Source organism: Streptococcus sp. HMSC071H03 (assembly GCF_001813035.1).
GTDB classification, from domain to species: Bacteria; Bacillota; Bacilli; order Lactobacillales; family Streptococcaceae; genus Streptococcus; species Streptococcus anginosus.
Genome location: NZ_KV811167.1, coordinates 10,109 through 27,595, shown reverse-complemented (window position 1 = coordinate 27,595; position 17,487 = coordinate 10,109). Strand labels below are relative to the sequence as shown.

The 17,487-nt window shown below is 39.4% G+C and carries 15 protein-coding genes, 1 pseudogene and 1 riboswitch; of the genes and pseudogenes, 6 read left to right on the top strand and 10 right to left on the bottom strand.

Annotated features, from left to right (window positions below):
• Positions 1–27 precede the first annotated feature (27 nt).
• The 3 genes from HMPREF2887_RS06900 to HMPREF2887_RS06890 are packed head-to-tail and all read left to right on the top strand — an operon-like array spanning position 28 to position 1,790.
• Complete coding sequence (locus HMPREF2887_RS06900; protein WP_041784055.1) at positions 28–813, top strand: AAC(3) family N-acetyltransferase; 786 nt, start codon at positions 28–30, stop codon at positions 811–813.
• Between the two features lie 26 nt (positions 814–839).
• Positions 840–1,247: a hypothetical protein gene (locus HMPREF2887_RS06895; RefSeq protein ID WP_021002121.1), complete on the top strand. Its 408-nt coding sequence runs from the start codon at positions 840–842 to the stop codon at positions 1,245–1,247.
• A gap of 24 nt (positions 1,248–1,271) precedes the next feature.
• On the top strand, positions 1,272–1,790 hold the full coding sequence (locus tag HMPREF2887_RS06890; protein ID WP_021002122.1) for an AAA family ATPase: 519 nt from the start codon (positions 1,272–1,274) through the stop codon (positions 1,788–1,790).
• Positions 1,791–2,075: 285 nt separating this feature from the next.
• Here HMPREF2887_RS06890 and HMPREF2887_RS06885 read toward each other — a convergent pair whose 3' ends face one another.
• From HMPREF2887_RS06885 to HMPREF2887_RS06865, 5 genes are all read right to left on the bottom strand, one after another.
• On the bottom strand, positions 2,076–3,779 hold the full coding sequence (locus HMPREF2887_RS06885; protein WP_021002123.1) for a carboxylesterase family protein: 1,704 nt from the start codon (positions 3,777–3,779) through the stop codon (positions 2,076–2,078).
• Positions 3,780–4,090: 311 nt separating this feature from the next.
• The gene (locus HMPREF2887_RS06880; protein WP_021002124.1) at positions 4,091–4,414 is read right to left on the bottom strand and encodes a PTS sugar transporter subunit IIA; all 324 of its coding nucleotides are present in this window, start codon (positions 4,412–4,414) and stop codon (positions 4,091–4,093) included.
• Between the two features lie 9 nt (positions 4,415–4,423).
• Positions 4,424–4,744 (bottom strand): PTS sugar transporter subunit IIB, encoded by a 321-nt coding sequence (locus tag HMPREF2887_RS06875; RefSeq protein WP_021002125.1) that lies wholly within the window; start codon positions 4,742–4,744, stop codon positions 4,424–4,426.
• Between the two features lie 36 nt (positions 4,745–4,780).
• On the bottom strand, positions 4,781–5,677 hold the full coding sequence (locus HMPREF2887_RS06870) for a DUF7916 family protein (protein WP_021002126.1): 897 nt from the start codon (positions 5,675–5,677) through the stop codon (positions 4,781–4,783).
• 12 nt (positions 5,678–5,689) lie between these two features.
• Complete coding sequence (locus HMPREF2887_RS06865; protein ID WP_021002127.1) at positions 5,690–6,955, bottom strand: PTS sugar transporter subunit IIC; 1,266 nt, start codon at positions 6,953–6,955, stop codon at positions 5,690–5,692.
• Positions 6,956–7,127: 172 nt separating this feature from the next.
• On the opposite strand from HMPREF2887_RS06865, the gene HMPREF2887_RS06860 reads away from it, so the two are divergent.
• Positions 7,128–8,306 (top strand): ROK family transcriptional regulator, encoded by a 1,179-nt coding sequence (locus HMPREF2887_RS06860; RefSeq protein ID WP_021002128.1) that lies wholly within the window; start codon positions 7,128–7,130, stop codon positions 8,304–8,306.
• Between the two features lie 186 nt (positions 8,307–8,492).
• Here HMPREF2887_RS06860 and HMPREF2887_RS06855 read toward each other — a convergent pair whose 3' ends face one another.
• From HMPREF2887_RS06855 to HMPREF2887_RS06845, 3 genes and pseudogenes are all read right to left on the bottom strand, one after another.
• Positions 8,493–9,758, bottom strand: a complete 1,266-nt coding sequence (locus HMPREF2887_RS06855) for a TRZ/ATZ family protein (RefSeq protein WP_084740964.1) — start codon at positions 9,756–9,758, stop codon at positions 8,493–8,495.
• 123 nt (positions 9,759–9,881) lie between these two features.
• A riboswitch (purine riboswitch) is annotated at positions 9,882–9,984 on the bottom strand.
• A gap of 222 nt (positions 9,985–10,206) precedes the next feature.
• Positions 10,207–11,142 carry a peptide-methionine (R)-S-oxide reductase MsrB gene (gene msrB / locus HMPREF2887_RS06850; protein WP_003026399.1) on the bottom strand — a complete coding sequence of 312 codons (936 nt, stop codon included), beginning with the start codon at positions 11,140–11,142 and terminating at the stop codon, positions 10,207–10,209.
• Between the two features lie 116 nt (positions 11,143–11,258).
• Positions 11,259–12,193, bottom strand: a pseudogene (locus HMPREF2887_RS06845) (dihydroorotate oxidase).
• 338 nt (positions 12,194–12,531) lie between these two features.
• On the opposite strand from HMPREF2887_RS06845, the gene gdhA reads away from it, so the two are divergent.
• Positions 12,532–13,878: an NADP-specific glutamate dehydrogenase gene (gene gdhA / locus HMPREF2887_RS06840; RefSeq protein ID WP_021002132.1), complete on the top strand. Its 1,347-nt coding sequence runs from the start codon at positions 12,532–12,534 to the stop codon at positions 13,876–13,878.
• 71 nt (positions 13,879–13,949) lie between these two features.
• On the opposite strand, the gene HMPREF2887_RS06835 is transcribed toward gdhA, so the two are convergent.
• Together HMPREF2887_RS06835 and HMPREF2887_RS06830 are read right to left on the bottom strand one after the other, a co-directional pair.
• Positions 13,950–14,537: a DUF4352 domain-containing protein gene (locus HMPREF2887_RS06835; RefSeq protein ID WP_003026404.1), complete on the bottom strand. Its 588-nt coding sequence runs from the start codon at positions 14,535–14,537 to the stop codon at positions 13,950–13,952.
• Positions 14,538–14,554: 17 nt separating this feature from the next.
• Complete coding sequence (locus HMPREF2887_RS06830) at positions 14,555–15,412, bottom strand: mechanosensitive ion channel family protein (protein WP_003026406.1); 858 nt, start codon at positions 15,410–15,412, stop codon at positions 14,555–14,557.
• 157 nt (positions 15,413–15,569) lie between these two features.
• Between HMPREF2887_RS06830 and sstT the strand changes: the two genes are divergently transcribed.
• Positions 15,570–16,784, top strand: coding sequence for a serine/threonine transporter SstT (gene sstT, locus HMPREF2887_RS06825; RefSeq protein WP_026248199.1), 1,215 nt, complete (start codon positions 15,570–15,572; stop codon positions 16,782–16,784).
• Positions 16,785–17,487: the final 703 nt, after the last annotated feature.

Here is a 17,487-nt window from a genome sequence, read left to right as displayed (position 1 = left end):
AGAGTACATTGACGACAAGAGGGAAAGATGATGAGAACAGTAAGCAAAAAAGATATAGTAGAGGGATTGAGAGAAATCGGCCTGAAAGAAGGGGATATTGTCATTGTCCATACATCTTTAAAAAGTATGGGCTATGTATGTGGTGGAGCGCAGACTGTGATTGAAGCTCTAATTGAAGTAGTGACTTCTGAGGGTACAATTGTGATGCCCACACAGTCATGGAAAAATCTGGATCCAGAAACAGATGTGCATTGGGAGGCGGAGGAGTCTGACTGGGATAAAATCAGAGAAAATTGGCCAGCATATGATAAACAGCTAACACCGACAAATACCATGGGAGCTGTTGCAGAAATGTTTCGTCAATGGCCAGGAAGCATCCGAACAGACCATCCAGCAAGATCTGTTTGTGCATGGGGGAAACATGCGGAATATATTACAGCGGAATATACTCTTTCAAATATATTTGGAGAGGGTTCACCGATTGCAAAACTCTATGAACTGGATGCAAAAGTACTCTTATTAGGAGTTGGCTATGACAAAAACACCTCCATACATTTAGCGGATGTACGTGCAGAATATCCAGGGAAACATGACTGTATTGAACATAGTGCCGTACTTGAAGACGGTGTTCGCGTATGGAAGGCTTATCAGACCTTATTCGTTGACGGAGAAGATTTTGAGGACATCGGAAGGGCATTTGAGAAAAGAGGTCTGGCAAATAGAGGCAACGTCGGCAATGCCGATTCCAGATTAATGAAGCAACGCCATCTAGTGGATTTTTCTGTTTCCTGGATTGAAAACAATCGCAGATAAATTAGAAGTTGTGGGAATGATTCGATATGTATAATTTAAATGCAATAATCAAAAAAATTGAAGATAATATAAATTGTGATGATTTTGAAATCGTTATGATTGATTGTATAGAAGATATTAAACGCAATCATAACCAATTAGCTTCGGTAAAGCCTTTACTTCAACTTATGGAAAGAAATCCTCTTATCCACTTTGGAGATCCGGGTGCGATAGTACATTTTGTTGAGACATTTTATAAAAAAGGATATGAAGAAGAACTTGTCAATTCCATAAAAAGAAAACCTACTTTGCATACTATTTGGATGTTGAATCGTATAATAAATGGAGCGGATAATAAAGAGTATTATTTAAGCCTGTTGAAAAAAATTTATGAAAATAAATCATATGATAAGGAAATAAGAGAGGAAGCATTATATTTTTTATCTATTCATTAACTTTGAATTTATAGAGGTGTTATATTGGAAAATTGTATTTATATCATTTCAGGTCCTCCAGGCGTCGGGAAAAGTACTGTCAGCAAAGAATTAGCTGCTACATTTGATAAGAGCGCTGTTATAGAAGGGGACATGATTTATTTAATGGTTAAAAGTGGGTTGGTAGCCCCATGGGAAGATGATGGCTACTATATGGATTTGTTTTGGGACAATATCATCAGTTTGACCAAAAATTTCATGGACAGAGGCATCACAGTTGTCATAGAATATGTCATCTTTGAGGAGCAACTTAAGAAAATTGCAGACTTCTTAAAGGCAAGACAGATAAACTTAAAATACTGTGTGTTGCTAGCAGAAGAACAAACGCTTAGAGCCCGAGATTTATCTAGAAAAGAAATCGAAAGAACGGGTGATTTATCAATCACATCAAGAAATGAGTTTTTATCTAAAAATATCAATCAGAATCATTTGCTTTATACGGATCATTTAGGTATTAAAGAAACTGTAAATATAATAAAATCATCAAATAGGTTCTTTGTTTAAGAGATATAATAAAAAATTTGAATGAAGACACATGTCTTTTGAAAATTTGACAATCCATTCATAACAGATTACACAAAGAAACGTGAAGGTTCTTCCTAAAGAAAAAAACGCTCAAAAGCCTATATAGCAAGGCGTTACGAGCATTTAAGAATGTTCAAAATGATAATTGGAAGTTTGCGATATGTTTATACAAAAAAGCGAGACAAAACCAAGGATATTTATTACTTTTGGCTGTCTCGCTTTTGATTCTAAAACTATCTAAAAAGTTCAGTTTGAAGTGATCTATTATTTATCAAATTCTGATAAATTATTATATTTTTCATCTAAGCCATGACTAAACCAACGACCATTTAAAACTTGTGAGATCAAAACTTGTTTTCTATCTGTAGGGACACTAGTATCTTTTTCGATGGCATCCAAAACATCTGCATAGGTAAACTCTTTCTTTCCCATCTTAATATTATCATCTTTTTTAGTCGCATCTAAATAAAGAGTCGTTTCATCGCCAGCTGCTGACCAAGTTTTCCATTCTGGCAAATTTTTGCCATTTGGATTGCCATTAGAGATGAAATGATAGATATAATCTTGGAAAATAGTAGATAATTTTTTTGCGCCATTACTCTTATAAGCATCACCAACTAATGCTTTATAATTTTGATTATCTTGATCAAAAAGCGGGACAAAAACTCCATGATACGAGCCAAAAGTTGACATTGGAGAGCCAACAACAGCTGGATCATGACCGAATTGAACCTCACCTGCATAAATTGGTGACTTATAATTGGCAATCATTTTTTCTGCTGATTCTTGAACATTAAAGAGACTATAAAGTTGACCACCGTATTTATTGATAAAGGCGTAATCACTTGCAGCAGGTTCTTGAGTCATGGTTTTATTTTCTTGAGCTTTAGCGAAATACTTATCAAAATATCCAAATAAGGAGAATTCATCTTGACCTGTTAACATCAATAATGGAACATTGTTGTAATTCTTGGTGTCAAATCCTTCTTTTGGCAACACAACCCCATCAGGATAGAGGTGTGGGAAAACACTCATGCGGATAGAGGCATTTCCCATCAAAGGAGCCAAGCGTTTCGCATCTAAATGATATAAATAATCTTTAACTTCATTGTCGCGTGTTAACAACCAAGCTTTCGCTTCTTCTACAGATCCTTTTTTACCATCTTCTACAACCAGTGGCGCTAAAGCCGTTGCGAATACATCTTGGCTCTTAGACTCATCAGCCAGTGTCATACCGCCACTGAAGGAAATAGCTTTATCAAATTTCCCTTTGAAAATTGGCGAAATCAACATCGCCATTACATCACGACCGCCTGCCGAAAAACCTGAAACAGTAACGTTTTTAGAGTCACCGCCAAAGTTTTCAATATTTTCTCGAATCCAATCTAACGATTTTGCAATATCCAGCAGAGTATAATTGCCAGAATTTTCTTCATCACTGCCTGTTTTCAGTGCAGGAAGAGGATTGAAACCTAAAACACCCAAACGATAGTTCACAGAAACAAAGATTGCATCATGGTTTTTGACAAACGAAGCCCCTGACAATTCTTCTGATTTCCCAGTTTGATTATTTCCTCCATGAATATAAACCAGAACTGGCAGCTTCTTTTTATTTGAATTTGGACGATAAATATCTAAATTCAAAGCATTTTCACTACCAATAACGCCATCTGTACTTGATTGAAGAGCTACTTGACCAGATTTACTAGCATCAAGTTCTCCTTTCCACTTTTTAGGATTGCTTGGTGCTTTCCAGCGATTAGCTCCAGAAGTGTCTCCGCCGTACGGAACACCTTTCCAGGTAAGAATACCGTTTGTAGTACTCCCTTTCACCAGACCGTACTCTGTCTGGCGAACAATCAAATGATTATTTTTTTGTTCTCCCTGCTTTGAAGTCTGACTACAAGCGACTAAAATTATAAGTGAAATAGCTAGCCCTATCCATTTGCAAAAGTTTCTAAAGTTCATGTACTGTCTCCTTTATATTGATATTGAAAAAGTTTTCTTTGTTTCCTATGCTGTACCCTCCTTCTTAAAACAAAGAAAAAACCTAAACACATACTAAATAGAAAGTAGCCTGACTACTCTATATTTTGTATTTGTCTAGGTTTTGCCTGCATGACCAGTAACAACCCTTATTTTAAGTGTAACATAATTTTATTGTTTTGCAAGCGGTTTCTAATTTTTTTAAATAATTATCAAATGATAAATAAAGCGGTCATCTGTTGATAATATAAAAAACTTTGACAAGTCGTTCAACCTATCAAAGTTTTAAAAGATTATTTAACCACTTGGTTTAGTCGTTCGTACACTTCAACGACTTCTTTCGCTAAATCAATAAACGTTAAGCTGGTCATCAAATGGTCTTGAGCATGCACAATCAAGAGGCTGAGCTCAATTTTTTCACCTTGAGCTTCTTGTGTCAGCATCACTGTCTGTGACTTGTGTGCTAAAACTAATGCCTCATCTGCTGCTTTTAACTTTTCATGTGCTTCTTCAAAGAGACCGTTCTTAGCTTTTTGAATCGCTTCAAAAGCATTGCTCTTCGCCTCGCCACCATACATAATGAGGGACATGATACTTTCTAAATTTGAATTTTCCATATCAATCTTCTAGCCTCCGATCAGTTCCTCAGCTAACGCTAGCACCTGTGGACCGTTCATCATGCCATAATCCACCATTGGGATAACTCCAACTGGGATATTCTTTTGAGCTAACTTTTCTGTGAATTGATCTAAAAGATAGCGCACCTGTGGACCTAATAACAAAACATCTACTTTCTTCTCAGAAAGGATATCATCTACTTCTGGTGCTGGAACTGCAAAAATTTCTGCATCTAATCCTTTTTCATCGGCTGCAGCTTGCATTTTTGTAACAAGCAAGCTGGTACTCATACCCGCAGCACATGCCAACATAATGGTAACTTTAGTCATAATTGTTCCTTTCTATTCATTAGAGTCAATGATTTTTCACCTATTAACGGATCTTGCTAAACGTGATACAGTATGTCGAACACCACGAATAGTATTGCTCAGTGCATAAATATTATCCACTACTGCCAAACCACCATAACCTGCATCCCCAATATGTTGAATATCAACACCACAAATTTTATTACGAAGTGCGATTTGTTTAATTGTTTCAATATCTGACGTCTCTTGGCTAGTGCCAATAGCGCTTAAGACTAAACCTCTTTTACTATGTACTAGATCTACGACAGCTCTCATTTCCTCATCGCTGAAAGCAGGAACCGTTCCAACGGCTGGCACCAAAATCACATCTGCACCCGCGTCTAATAATTTCTCAGCTGTCTGAAGATCTGTAACCGGCTCGGATACCCCTGCACCGTGCATTTTCCCAGCTATAATCAAACCTGAAAAATGCTGCTTAGCTAATTTTACTGCATCAATAATTTCTTTATTGCTAACTCCTGTTCCTGGATTACCTGTCAAACAAACAAAATCAAAACCTAATTTTTCAATTTGTTCAAAAGAAGCCTGACTAGCTTGCCGACCGGCAGCAATCACTTGTACTTCTTCCAACATATCAGCTTCCAAATCAACAGGTTCTAAATTCACTCCAATCGGAGCGCCTACCAAGCGATGCAATTCGTGAACAATTTGCTCTTTTTTACAATCTAAGCCAAATATTTCTGGTTGGAAAACATCTAAGCAATTCAGCAAAATCATATCTGCACCAAAAGCTCTTGCAATCTCAGCATTGGTAATATCTCCGACAAAGGTTTCACGAATGACAACATTTTCGGATAAAACAACTCGCCCTTCACTCGCTTGAATGCTTTGCTTGAGCTCTTGGGCTGTCATATTCAAAATTTCCGAAGGATTTGCACTAATTAATCGTTTCATATTCTCATCTCCCTACTGATTTTCTTCTGCTTTAAAGCGTTTTTCAATAGTAATTACAAATGGAATATAGATTAAAATATCAATCACAATAAGAACAGCTTGTAAAATAGACGCTTTAAAACTTCCCGTTGCCAGCAAGCCACTAATAATCGGAGGAGTTGTCCAACCTGGGTCAGTATATGTTAACGGTACAAGACCACTTGCCATGGATGACCATGCAACGATGAGATTCGCAATCGGTGCCAAAATAAATGGGAACAGAAGCAAAATGTTTAAGACAATTGGAACACCAAACATCGTTGGCTCATTGATATTGAACAAACCTGGAACCACTGTAATAGGTGCCAGTGTTTTGATCTGCTTGCTTGATTTTCTCTTTTTCGCCAAATAACCAATCGCTAATACCAAGCCAATAGTTGCGCCGCCACCGCCAATGAAGACGAAATTATCCATAAAGACACTGGTAAAGATATGCGGTAGTTTTTCCCCTGCTTGATAAGCAACTTTATTGGCATCGAGATTCGAAAGCCACAATGGTTTCATAACCGCATTGACAACATTTCCTCCATGAAGTCCAACAAACCAGAATGAACTATTTAAAGCAACTAGAATCATCAAACCAAATAAATTATTACCTAGTAGACCTAGCGGTTTTCCTAAAACAGTTTGAGCTACCGCATGCAAATTTGGTAGTTTTAAACTTGCTAAAAGGGCATAAACCAACAACCAGCCTGTGATAATCACTGCACCTGGAATAATGGCGCTGAAACTTTTTGAAACTGCCGGTGGAACACCATCAGGCATTTTAATTTGGACATTATGATTGATGAACCATTGATAGATATAACCATTCACTAAACCAAGAATGATTGCTACAAAAAGACCTTGTGAAGCTAAAAATGCTGTGGGAACACCGTTTCCTGTTTTAGTAGCAAGGAATGGTGTCACTGTGATAAAGGCAGCAAGCGAGATAATCCCAGAAGGAATCCCATCCACTTTGTATTGACGGCTCATATAGTAGGCAATTCCAAAACTGGCTACCAAACCAATCAGACCAAAACTACTATCCACGCCTTTCCATAGATAGACAGAAACCCCAATTTTTGTCAAATAAGCTTCCCATCCTGGAACAGGAAAACTAGCAATGACCATAAACAAAGAACCAATCAACAGTAATGGTACCGCAAGCGTAATGCCGTCCCGAATTGCTACTAAGCCTTTATTGTTCCCCAACTTAATAGCAATAGGCATTAGTTTTGCTTGTAAAAATTTGTCCATCTTTACAATCTCCTTTGATTATAATATATTATTAAATAGCAGACAAAATCAACTTTATCTCGCTTTTTAATTATATTTTAAAACAATTATTCCAAAAAGTCAAGCGCTTTCACTTATATTTGATAATTTTTTATAATCAATATATAATAGATGCAGGGAAGGATGGTAGATAATGAATCAAACGAAAAAACAAGCTGAGTTACGAACAATTATTTTAGATAAAATTTACGCCAAGGGGCCAATTTCTCGCATTGATATTTCAAAAGAGACGGGCATTACTCCTGCTACAGTTAGTGCGATTACAGGAAGTTTGATCCAAGAAAAACTGCTGTATGAGCTGGGGGAAGATGAAGAACACGCAAAAGTCGGACGCAAGAAAATCCTCTTGGGTATAAAAAAACAGCACTCTTATTTCATCGGCTGTGAACTGTCTGAAAAATACTTTTCTTTTGTGTTGAGTGATAATACAGGAAATGTGATTGATAAAGATAAAGCAACCGTCACCTCGGAAAAAATTCTAGCAGAAGGCGCTGATTTGTTTTGTCATTTACTTGAACAATTCATTTTTCGGAACAATTCCTATACAATTCAAGCCGTGGGAGTAGCTATCCCTGGACGCTATTTGCACAATGACTTGATTACAACAAACAATCAAACATGGAAACAATTTGATCTAGCGAAGATTAAAAACGAGTTTTCTTTTCCAATTTACTTTTCTAATAATGTCAATTGCATGGCACTAGCAAAACGCCTTTTTTCTGCTTACCAACTGGATGAGAATTTTATCTATTTTCATTTTGCACGGGGTATGCACTGCTCTTATATGTACAATGGCAAAATCTACGGCAAAAGCAATATTGTCATCGGCGAAATTGGTCATACCGTCGTTTGTCCTGACGGAGAAGTCTGTGGTTGCGGACGCAGAGGCTGTTTGCAGACTTATGCTAGTGAAAGTTGGCTGATAAAAAAAGCAAAAATCATCTTCGAAACTGCCGAGTTGACACATTTAAAATCACTTGTCACAGATAAAGAAGAGATCACGATTCAAACTATCCTCACAGCATATAACTTAGGAGACCAAGCTATTCTCAATCTCCTGCATTTGGCATTTAAGTATTTGGCACAATCCCTGCTAAACCTTAACATGATGATTGATGCAAAGAAAATTTATCTGCACAGTCCCATCTTGACTGATGACAAAGTCATTGCAGCTTTCTATCAAGAAATCTCACAACAACCAAAACTACTCTTCAAAGACTTGCCTGAACTCATTATCGAGCCTTACAATGACTTCACTGGTGCAACAGCTGGTGTTGCGCTTTGTCTGCAAAAGGAGTTTTTATCCATTTAGCTTCATTATGGCTCATAAGCTTGTTATACTTATTACAAAAATTAGAGGTTAGAACAATTGTTACGAACCTCTAATTTTTACTATACAATACAAGATGGACTTACTAATTTGTCTGAAATATTTATAAAGAAAGAACCTCTATTGTGTCAAAGAGGTTCTTCAAAGATTCCTTTAGAACTTTCATTTTTACATAACTACATCCATCGTCAGGACTTGTCCGTCTTTTACAACTTGCTCACCTGCTATATAGACATCTTTAACATCATTTCCCTTGACAGCATAGATGAGATGGGAAAGCATCTTTTCTTCTGGATAGAAGTGTACTTTACCTTTTGGCTGAATGATTAAAAAATCTGCTTGTTTGCCAACTTCTAGACTGCCGATTTGATCATCCATGCCGAGCGCTTTGGCACCTTCAATTGTCATTGTTTTCAAAGCCTGCTCAATGGTAAATTGAGTGGCGTCACCTGTGCGCATTTTTTGTAAAAGAGCAGCGGTACGACTTTCTTCAAACATATCCAAATTATTGTTGGAAGCGACCGAATCCGTTGCAAGTCCGACTGTCACGCCAGCTTGAATCAAGTCTGTTACGGGAGCAATGCCAGATGCTAATTTGAGATTGCTGATGGGGTTGTGGGCGATATGAATCTTAGAGGCTGTTAGTTCTGCAATTTCTCGCTCATTTAATTCCACACCGTGGGCAAAAATCCCCTCATGTTCCAGATAGCCTAATTCTCTCAAGAAAGCAAGTGGGCGTTTTCCATAACGCTCTAAAATTATGCCATTTTCTGCTTGTGTTTCTGCCACGTGGATATGCAATTTCAGCTGTAATTCACGCGCCAGCTCTAAGCTTCCTTTTAGCAAATCCTTACTGCAACTATATGGCGCATGTGGTGCTACCATTACTTTAAAGCGGTCATCATTGTAGGATAAAATTTTCTCAATAATGACCCGAGTGCGTGCTAAAGTTTCTTCTGCCGTCTCCACATCTGAGCTAAACAAAGTCGGTGAAAAATAACAACGCATTTTAGAACGTGCTACGACCTCATAAATTTGCCCAATTTCAACACCGTTGGGATTGTACATATCATTAAAAGTCGTCGTCCCAGTCTGAAGCATTTCTATAAGTGCTAACTTGACAGCTTTTGTTGTCACCTCTGGTGTAAACTCGCTTTCTGCCGGCCAGATATAATCTTCTAGCCATTCGTGGAGATTGCTGTCATCTCGAATGCCACGAAGTGTGGTCATAACAGAGTGAGTATGGCAATTGACTAGACCAGGCATAAGCCAAGCTCCCTCACAATCTACTGTCTCATCTGCCCTCACTTCCCAAGTAGCATCCTCACTCCCACAATAAACAATCTTGTCCTCGTTTACCACCAGCAGCCCATTTCGATAGACATGAAAATCTGCGTCACATGTCACCAAATTCACTTGTTTAAATGCTTTCATCGCTTCTCCTTTAAACAAGAGCCATAAGATGATGTTCAATTACTGTGCATCGTTAGCAGCATTCACAAAAACAAAAGCCGTATGGATACTCATTTCACATTCACCTTATGCTCTATTTGTATTTGACAACATAACTAAGGACAAAGCCACGCTTATTTACGGTAAGACGGTAGAAACTCTCCAACCTTATTATGGAGATTATATGTTTTCATTGAATTTTTTAGTTATTGTAGCAAAATCCACACCAAATAGCAAGCTTTAAAAAATAGGAAAAACATTGAAATTTACTCCGCAAATCCTATCTACAATACTTTGAGCAATCAATCACTACAACATTTATTTAGTCTGTAATTATTTTTGAAACTGCTAGTCGCTCTATCCACACATTTATGAGTAATTGCGAAATAAGCAGAGCCGTCTAGCTCAGTCCCTGTTTACTCTACTGATCTTACTTCATATATGAAAGCAAGTAGCCATATCCTGCTTGTTCCATTTTTTCTTTTTTAATAAAGCGTAGTGCTGCTGAATTGATACAATAGCGAAGTCCGCCTTGTTCCTGTGGACCGTCTGTGAAAACGTGGCCTAAGTGTGCATTTCCTGAACGCGACCGCACTTCAATTCGCTCCATGCCGTGACTTTTATCTTGATAATACTTGATCACATCTTTGGCAATCGGTCTTGTAAAACTCGGCCAACCACAACCAGCATCAAACTTATCACTGGCAAAGAAAAGCGGTTCTCCCGTTGTCACATCCACATAAATGCCTTCTTCAAACATTGCAAAATATTCGTTATGAAATGGTCGTTCGGTTGCGGCATGTTGAGTGACTTGGTAGGATTCTTCAGACAAATCTGCCTTTAAAGCTGCTTCGTTCGGTTTCTCATATTGTCCTGGATCTACTAGAGGCTGGTAGGCATCATTGACATTGATATGGCAATAACCACTAGGATTTTTCTTGAGGTAATCTTGATGATAATCCTCTGCCAATACATAATGGCGCAGCGGTTCTACTTCCACCGCAATCTTCTGACCGAATCGCCGCTCTTGCTCTTTCACGACTTCGTTAATGACTGGCACATCCGTGTCGTTTGTGTAATAAATCCCTGTGCGATATTGACGACCAATATCGTTTCCTTGCTTATTGATAGACAGCGGATCAACCACCCGAAAATAATAGAGCAGAATTTCTCGCAAGCTAAGCAAATTTTCATCATAAGTCACCTGAACGGTTTCAGCATGGTCGGTTTGATGAATCAGCTGATAATTGGTAGATTCCACCTGCCCATTGGCATAGCCGACAGTCGTATCAATCACACCTGTAATACGGGAAAAATATTCTTCCAAACCCCAAAAGCAGCCACCTGCTAGATAAATTTCAGCCATAAAAACACCTCATTTCTTTGTTCTTATTTTCTCACAAATTCCTAAAATGTTATAAGGATTTGATTAGAACTTTCTTGAGAATGATGTGGCAATGAATTGCCAAATACCACTTGTGGTTAGTCCAGATAGTGCAATTTCCCACGAAAATCTTCTATGCTTTCATAGCCTTTTTCTTCCATAATCGCTTTCAGCTCATTTGTAATGCGCTCAAAAGCCCCTACACCTTCTTTATGCAGCGTTGTTCCAACTTGCACCATACTGGCTCCGCAAAGAATGTGCTCAAAAGCGTCCCGCCCTGTCAATACACCGCCCGTACCGATGATTTGAATCGAAGGATTAAGTCGTTGATAAAAAGCATGAACATTAGCAAGTGCAGTTGGTTTGATATATTCACCACCAATACCACCAAAGCCTTTTTTCGGACGAATGACAACTGTTTCATCGTTAATATACAGCCCGTTACCAATTGAATTGACACAGTTGACAAAAGAAAGAGGAAATTTGTTAAAAATAGCTGCCGCTTGATCAAAATGTGCCATATCAAAATATGGTGGCAATTTAATGCCTAGTGGCTTGGTGAAATAGTCAAACACTTCACTCAAGATCTTTTCCGTCGTCTCAAAATCATAAGCGATTTGTGGTTTGCCAGGAACATTGGGACAAGATAGATTGAGTTCGGTCAAGCCTTTAAAGTCACTGTCCTGCACCTTTTCAAAAGAGCATGGGTTTCTTCTAGCGATAGACCTACCAGCGACAAAAAGAAGGTTCTATTCGGTTCTGTCTGTTGTAATTCTAACAAGTAATCCAAATAATAGTCCAGTCCATGATTGGGTAACCCCATTGAATTGATTGAGCCAAGCAGCACATCTTGGTAGCGAGGTTCGGGATTTCCTGCTCGCGCTTGCAAAGTAGCTGTTTTAGTGACAAAGGTTCCCGCAGGTGAGTTTTTAACTTCTTCTAACTCCTCAATCGTCATGCAGGCAACGCCAGCCGCATTCATCAGGCAATTGTTAAAAGTAAAACCAGCGATTTGTGTTTGAGTTGATGACATGAAATACTCCTTTCATTTTTCTATTGTACCATTAAAAGCAAAAATCTGACTCTTTTAACGGAATAGAAGGAAAAAATGTTCGGGATAAGCAAATGAATTTTTGCTGAGCAGGATTTTGTTGTAAATTTTATGTCGGAATTTTCAGAAAATTCAACTTTTTTCTTTACAGCACAAAAATTTTCTGCTATAATGACACACGTAACAAAATATAACATACACTGAACTCGGACGAAAGTCTAGCAAAAAAGATAGGCTCCCTTGTGTTCATCGAACACGGCGTCAGCCTCCCATTTTGTACGATTTTTACTCGTCCTCGTATCTTATTTAAGGAGAAGTCTATGACAACTGCTAAAGAATATATCCAAAACACTTTTGAATTGGTGAAAGCTCGCAATGCTCACGAAGCAGAATTTCTGCAAGCGGTGGAAGAATTTTTAAACACGCTTGAACCCGTTTTTGAAAAACATCCTGAATACATTGAAGAAAACATTCTGGCACGCATTACCGAGCCAGAACGTGTGATTAGTTTCCGTGTTCCTTGGGTTGATTGCGACGGCAAAGTTCAAGTCAATCGCGGTTACCGCGTGCAATTTAATTCCGCAGTTGGACCATATAAGGGTGGTCTTCGTTTCCACCCAACGGTTAATCAAGGTATTTTGAAATTTCTCGGATTTGAACAAATCTTTAAAAACGTTTTGACTGGACTGCCAATCGGTGGTGGTAAAGGTGGGTCTGACTTTGATCCGAAAGGCAAGACAGACGCTGAAGTGATGCGTTTCTGCCAAAGCTTCATGACAGAATTGCAAAAATACATCGGTCCTTCTCTTGATGTCCCTGCAGGTGACATTGGAGTTGGTGGACGTGAGATTGGCTACCTCTATGGTCAATACAAACGCCTACGTCAATTTGATGCTGGTGTCTTGACTGGTAAACCACTTGGATTTGGAGGTTCTCTAATCCGCCCAGAAGCAACTGGTTACGGTCTTGTTTACTATACGCAAGAAATGCTCAAAGCAAACGGTGAAAGTTTTGACGGAAAGACTGTTGTCGTATCTGGTGCCGGAAATGTAGCTCAATATGCTGTGCAAAAAGCAACCGCCCTCGGTGCTAAAGTCATTTCTGTGTCTGATTCAAATGGTTATATCATTGACAAGGACGGAATTGACTTTGATCTTCTGGTAGATGTGAAAGTAAAACGTCGTGCTCGTCTGACAGAATACGCTGCTGAAAGAGCAAGTGCTACTTATTACGAAGGCTCTGTCTGGACTTACGAAGGTGCATTCGACATTGCCTTGCCATGTGCCACTCAAAATGAAATCGACGGTGAAGCAGCGAAACGCTTGGTAGCGCAAGGCGTATTCTGTGTATCAGAAGGTGCTAACATGCCAAGTAATCTTGACGCCATTGCTGTTTACAAAGAACATAACCTCCTTTATGGTCCTGCTAAAGCCGCCAATGCTGGTGGAGTTGCTGTATCTGCTCTGGAAATGAGTCAAAATAGTCTCCGCCTCTCATGGACGCGTGAAGAAGTAGACACTCGTCTGAAAGACATTATGACCAACATCTTCAACACTGCTAAAACAACTGCTGAAAACTACAATCTTGGCAAAGACTATCTAGCAGGAGCAAACATCGCTGCTTTTGAAAATGTCGCCAATGCTATGATTGCTCAAGGGATTGTTTAAACGAACATGCATGATAAAAGGCTGTGGACAGATTCGTCCACAGCCTTTTACTGTTCTTCTGCTGAAAATTTCTAAAACTTCACGCTTTTGGCTTCTCCCCACCTGACATTGTCATAAGCGAGAGTATAGGGCTGCTGCGAGCCGTCCTCACCGTCATACATCAGCTTCCATTCCACCTTTTCGCCCACCGCAAGCTCCTCTTTTATGTTGGTAGTATCAAAAGTAGCGTCATCCAAGACATAGGATTCTCCCATTTCGTCTTGTAAATCAAAGTCATAGACATTGAGAGGGAGAGATTCGCTAGAAGTATTTTCGATAATGACCTTGGCGGTAATCGTTGCTCCTGTTGCTTGCCCTTTCATCCGCTCTTTGGAGTCCACATGAATGTATTGAACAGTGATTTTCATTCCATTTTCAAAACGCACGCTGTCTCCCAGACGGTGATGTTTATAACTATCTTGATAAACTGCAGTTCGAGCACCATGCCCTAGAAAGGCAAAGTTAAAAATACTTAAACCAGCCACCACGAGGGTCATGAATACAAGCATGACACAGCTAATGATGGTCGTCCAAAACAAAGGCTGCTTATACAGGGGCTGTTTCAAACGATAGACGTGACCGGCAGGGGTCGTTATTTCATGCGGTACTTGTTCTTCCATAATAATCTCCTTTCTGCTTACGCTGGTGCATAAATCGTTGGCAAATCAATTCCTCCCTTTAATAGAGCGTCATGATACAATCTGTAAAATTGATGATAAACGGTACTTTGGCTACCACTTTGGACAGTGATACTGACACGGAAATAAAATTGTCCGTTGTCTGCGAGTTGCGGACCTAAAATCGTCGGTTCCTGCAAAATTTCTACTTGATCGCCCGCATATTCTTGATTGACCTGCTGGATAATCCGAGTGACCTTCTCCAAATCCGTCTGAGCGTATAATGGAATATCAATGAGCGCACGCATATTGCCGCGTGAGAGATTGCTGACGACGGTAATGTTGCGATTAGGAACGTAATGCAAAGTGCCATCTGCATCGCGCACTTGTGTCGTCCGAATCCCGACGCTCACAACCGTTCCTGCGATTTTAATCGAGCCATTGGTCAGGCGAACGCTGTCTCCGACATCCAACTGTCGCTCCAGTAAAATAAAGAAACCATTGACCAAATCGGACAAGAAACCTTGAGCGCCCATCCCGATTGCTACCCCAGCAATCCCAGCTCCTGCCAGTAAACTAGACACCGGCAAGCCTAAAATCGCTAATATCCAATAGATCAAGAAAAAGTAAAGGGTGTAATTCAGTAAATTTTCAATCAAACGAGTGAGGGTCTTTTGCCGCCCTTCGTCTTGACTGGAGAGTTTCAAAGAGGGTGAGATAATCTTTCTTACGAGTACATGTACCAACTTTTTAGCGAGGTAAAAGAGAGCTAGCAATAGCACGAGTGAGACGAGCTTGCTAAAGACGTCATCTAACAAATTAGACCAGTTGAATTTTTCAAAGTAGCGAGAGAATACATTCTTGTTCGCAAATAACATAGGTCACCTCCTGCTTATTTCTATTATACCATATCTAAGCCTAATTGAATCAGGGGAATACGAACTCCACCCAGTGTATTCTATCTAAAACAGATTGATTTTTCAGAATATTTATACTATAATGGGAGACATTATGATCATGAAGGGATTATATGATATGAAAAGAATAGTTTTGGCTTGGAAAAAATCTAGTTTGATTAAGCGTATTGCTATCGGGATTGCATTAGGGGCTGTCCTCGGCTTGACCTGTCCTAAGCTGTCAGCAATTGGCTTATTGGGAGATATATTTGTTGGTGGCTTAAAGGGCATTGCTCCACTGTTGGTTTTTGCTTTGGTGACCAATGCTCTATCACAACATCGAAAAGGGCAAGAAACCAACATGAAAACTATCATTATCTTGTATCTTTTGGGAACATTCTCAGCAGCTTTAGTCGCAGTGCTAGCTAACTACCTTTTTCCTTTACACATCACACTCACAGCGTCAAAGACCAAGATTACACCACCAGATGGGATTGGGCAAGTCCTCAGTAATTTATTGCTCAAAGTAGTGGACAATCCAGTCAATGCTCTCATCACCGCAAACTATATTGGAATATTATCTTGGGCTGTGGTATTTGGACTTGCCATGCGTGAAGCCAGCAAAAGCAGTAAAGAGCTTTTGCAAACTATGGCAAGTGTAACCTCTAAGGTCGTTGAATGGATTATCAATCTGGCTCCTTTTGGAATTCTTGGTTTGGTCTTTAAGACGATTTCTGACAAAGGATTGGCGGTGTTGGCTAACTATGGCAGCTTATTAGCAGTTTTAATCGCTATCATGCTTTTTGTAGCTCTGGTCGTCAACCCTTTCATTGCCTTTGTTCTGATGAGAAAAAATCCCTACCCACTTGTTTTGCGGTGTTTAAAAGTCAGTGGTGTGACAGCTTTCTTCACACGTAGTTCAGCTGCTAATATTCCTGTCAACATGAAACTTTGTGAAGAACTAGGACTCAACAAAGATACTTATTCCGTTTCTATTCCTCTTGGTGCCACTATTAACATGGCTGGAGCAGCTATTACCATCAATGTGCTCACCCTTGCTGCAGTCAATACATTAGGCATTTCGATTGACTTTGCGACAGCATTAATCCTCAGTATTGTCGCCGCTATCTCTGCTTGTGGTGCTTCCGGGGTGGCAGGTGGTTCTCTTTTGCTCATTCCTGTTGCTTGTAGTCTCTTCGGTATTTCAAATGATGTTGCCATGCAAGTCGTTGGGGTAGGATTCATCATTGGAGTTATCCAAGATTCCTGTGAAACGGCGCTCAATTCCTCAACGGATGCGCTCTTTACTGCAGTTGCCGAAAAAAGCGTTTGGGGAAAAAGGAAAAAAGCGTAATACAATGAGGTTGGAAAAGTCCCAACCTCATTTTTTAATTAACCCAATTCTGCTTTAGGCTCTTTGCCCTTGCGACGGGCAAGGATATCCGCATAGTGCTTGCGGCTGTTATTGAGCACGGAAAGAAAGATTACTAAGTTTAAGTCCAATGAGCTTTTCTTGCTTCATAAATTCCTTCTTTCCTTTTTTACTTGTCACTTAAAGTGACCGTTTCAATGACTTCTCCTTTTTCCGTCAGCGCGGCGGATGACCTCAACTACTTTTCGTTTGCTTCGTCCGCCCGGCGGAAAATCTCCCTTACTTTTGGTTTACTCCGTCCGCCCGGCTGACAGTATGAACCAAAAGAAGTTTATCTCGTCCGCCGGGCGGACGGAGTGAACGACAATCAGTTTGCCTTGTCAGCTGCGAGGACGAAATGAAATTGTCTCGTTTGTAATTATTTCCTACTTAACTTCTAACTTTATTTTTTGAAGATAACTTTGAAAAGAAGATAGATACAAATGAATAAGAGTACAACAATGACGAATACAGCTACTATTCCAAATGTTCCCAGGATTTAATCGTCCTTTCTGATTGAAACAATCTTTCTTCATTTTCATTATAGCACCGATTAGTGTATTGATCTATTAGCAAAAAGGTAGTGACTGATGAAAACGAATTTTCGTCAAAAGTACTCTTCTAATCTTGAAAAGAGAAAGAGTTT

Coding starts and splice junctions, on each gene's coding strand:
- HMPREF2887_RS06900 (WP_041784055.1), top strand. CDS start 28: ATGATGAGAACAGTAAGCAAAAAAGATATAGTAGAGGGATTGAGAGAA.
- HMPREF2887_RS06895 (WP_021002121.1), top strand. CDS start 840: ATGTATAATTTAAATGCAATAATCAAAAAAATTGAAGATAATATAAAT.
- HMPREF2887_RS06885 (WP_021002123.1), bottom strand. CDS start 3,779: ATGAACTTTAGAAACTTTTGCAAATGGATAGGGCTAGCTATTTCACTT.
- HMPREF2887_RS06880 (WP_021002124.1), bottom strand. CDS start 4,414: ATGGAAAATTCAAATTTAGAAAGTATCATGTCCCTCATTATGTATGGT.
- HMPREF2887_RS06875 (WP_021002125.1), bottom strand. CDS start 4,744: ATGACTAAAGTTACCATTATGTTGGCATGTGCTGCGGGTATGAGTACC.
- HMPREF2887_RS06870 (WP_021002126.1), bottom strand. CDS start 5,677: ATGAAACGATTAATTAGTGCAAATCCTTCGGAAATTTTGAATATGACA.
- HMPREF2887_RS06865 (WP_021002127.1), bottom strand. CDS start 6,955: ATGGACAAATTTTTACAAGCAAAACTAATGCCTATTGCTATTAAGTTG.
- HMPREF2887_RS06860 (WP_021002128.1), top strand. CDS start 7,128: ATGAATCAAACGAAAAAACAAGCTGAGTTACGAACAATTATTTTAGAT.
- HMPREF2887_RS06855 (WP_084740964.1), bottom strand. CDS start 9,758: ATGAAAGCATTTAAACAAGTGAATTTGGTGACATGTGACGCAGATTTT.
- msrB (WP_003026399.1), bottom strand. CDS start 11,142: ATGGCTGAAATTTATCTAGCAGGTGGCTGCTTTTGGGGTTTGGAAGAA.
- gdhA (WP_021002132.1), top strand. CDS start 12,532: ATGACAACTGCTAAAGAATATATCCAAAACACTTTTGAATTGGTGAAA.
- HMPREF2887_RS06835 (WP_003026404.1), bottom strand. CDS start 14,537: ATGGAAGAACAAGTACCGCATGAAATAACGACCCCTGCCGGTCACGTC.
- HMPREF2887_RS06830 (WP_003026406.1), bottom strand. CDS start 15,412: ATGTTATTTGCGAACAAGAATGTATTCTCTCGCTACTTTGAAAAATTC.
- sstT (WP_026248199.1), top strand. CDS start 15,570: ATGAAAAGAATAGTTTTGGCTTGGAAAAAATCTAGTTTGATTAAGCGT.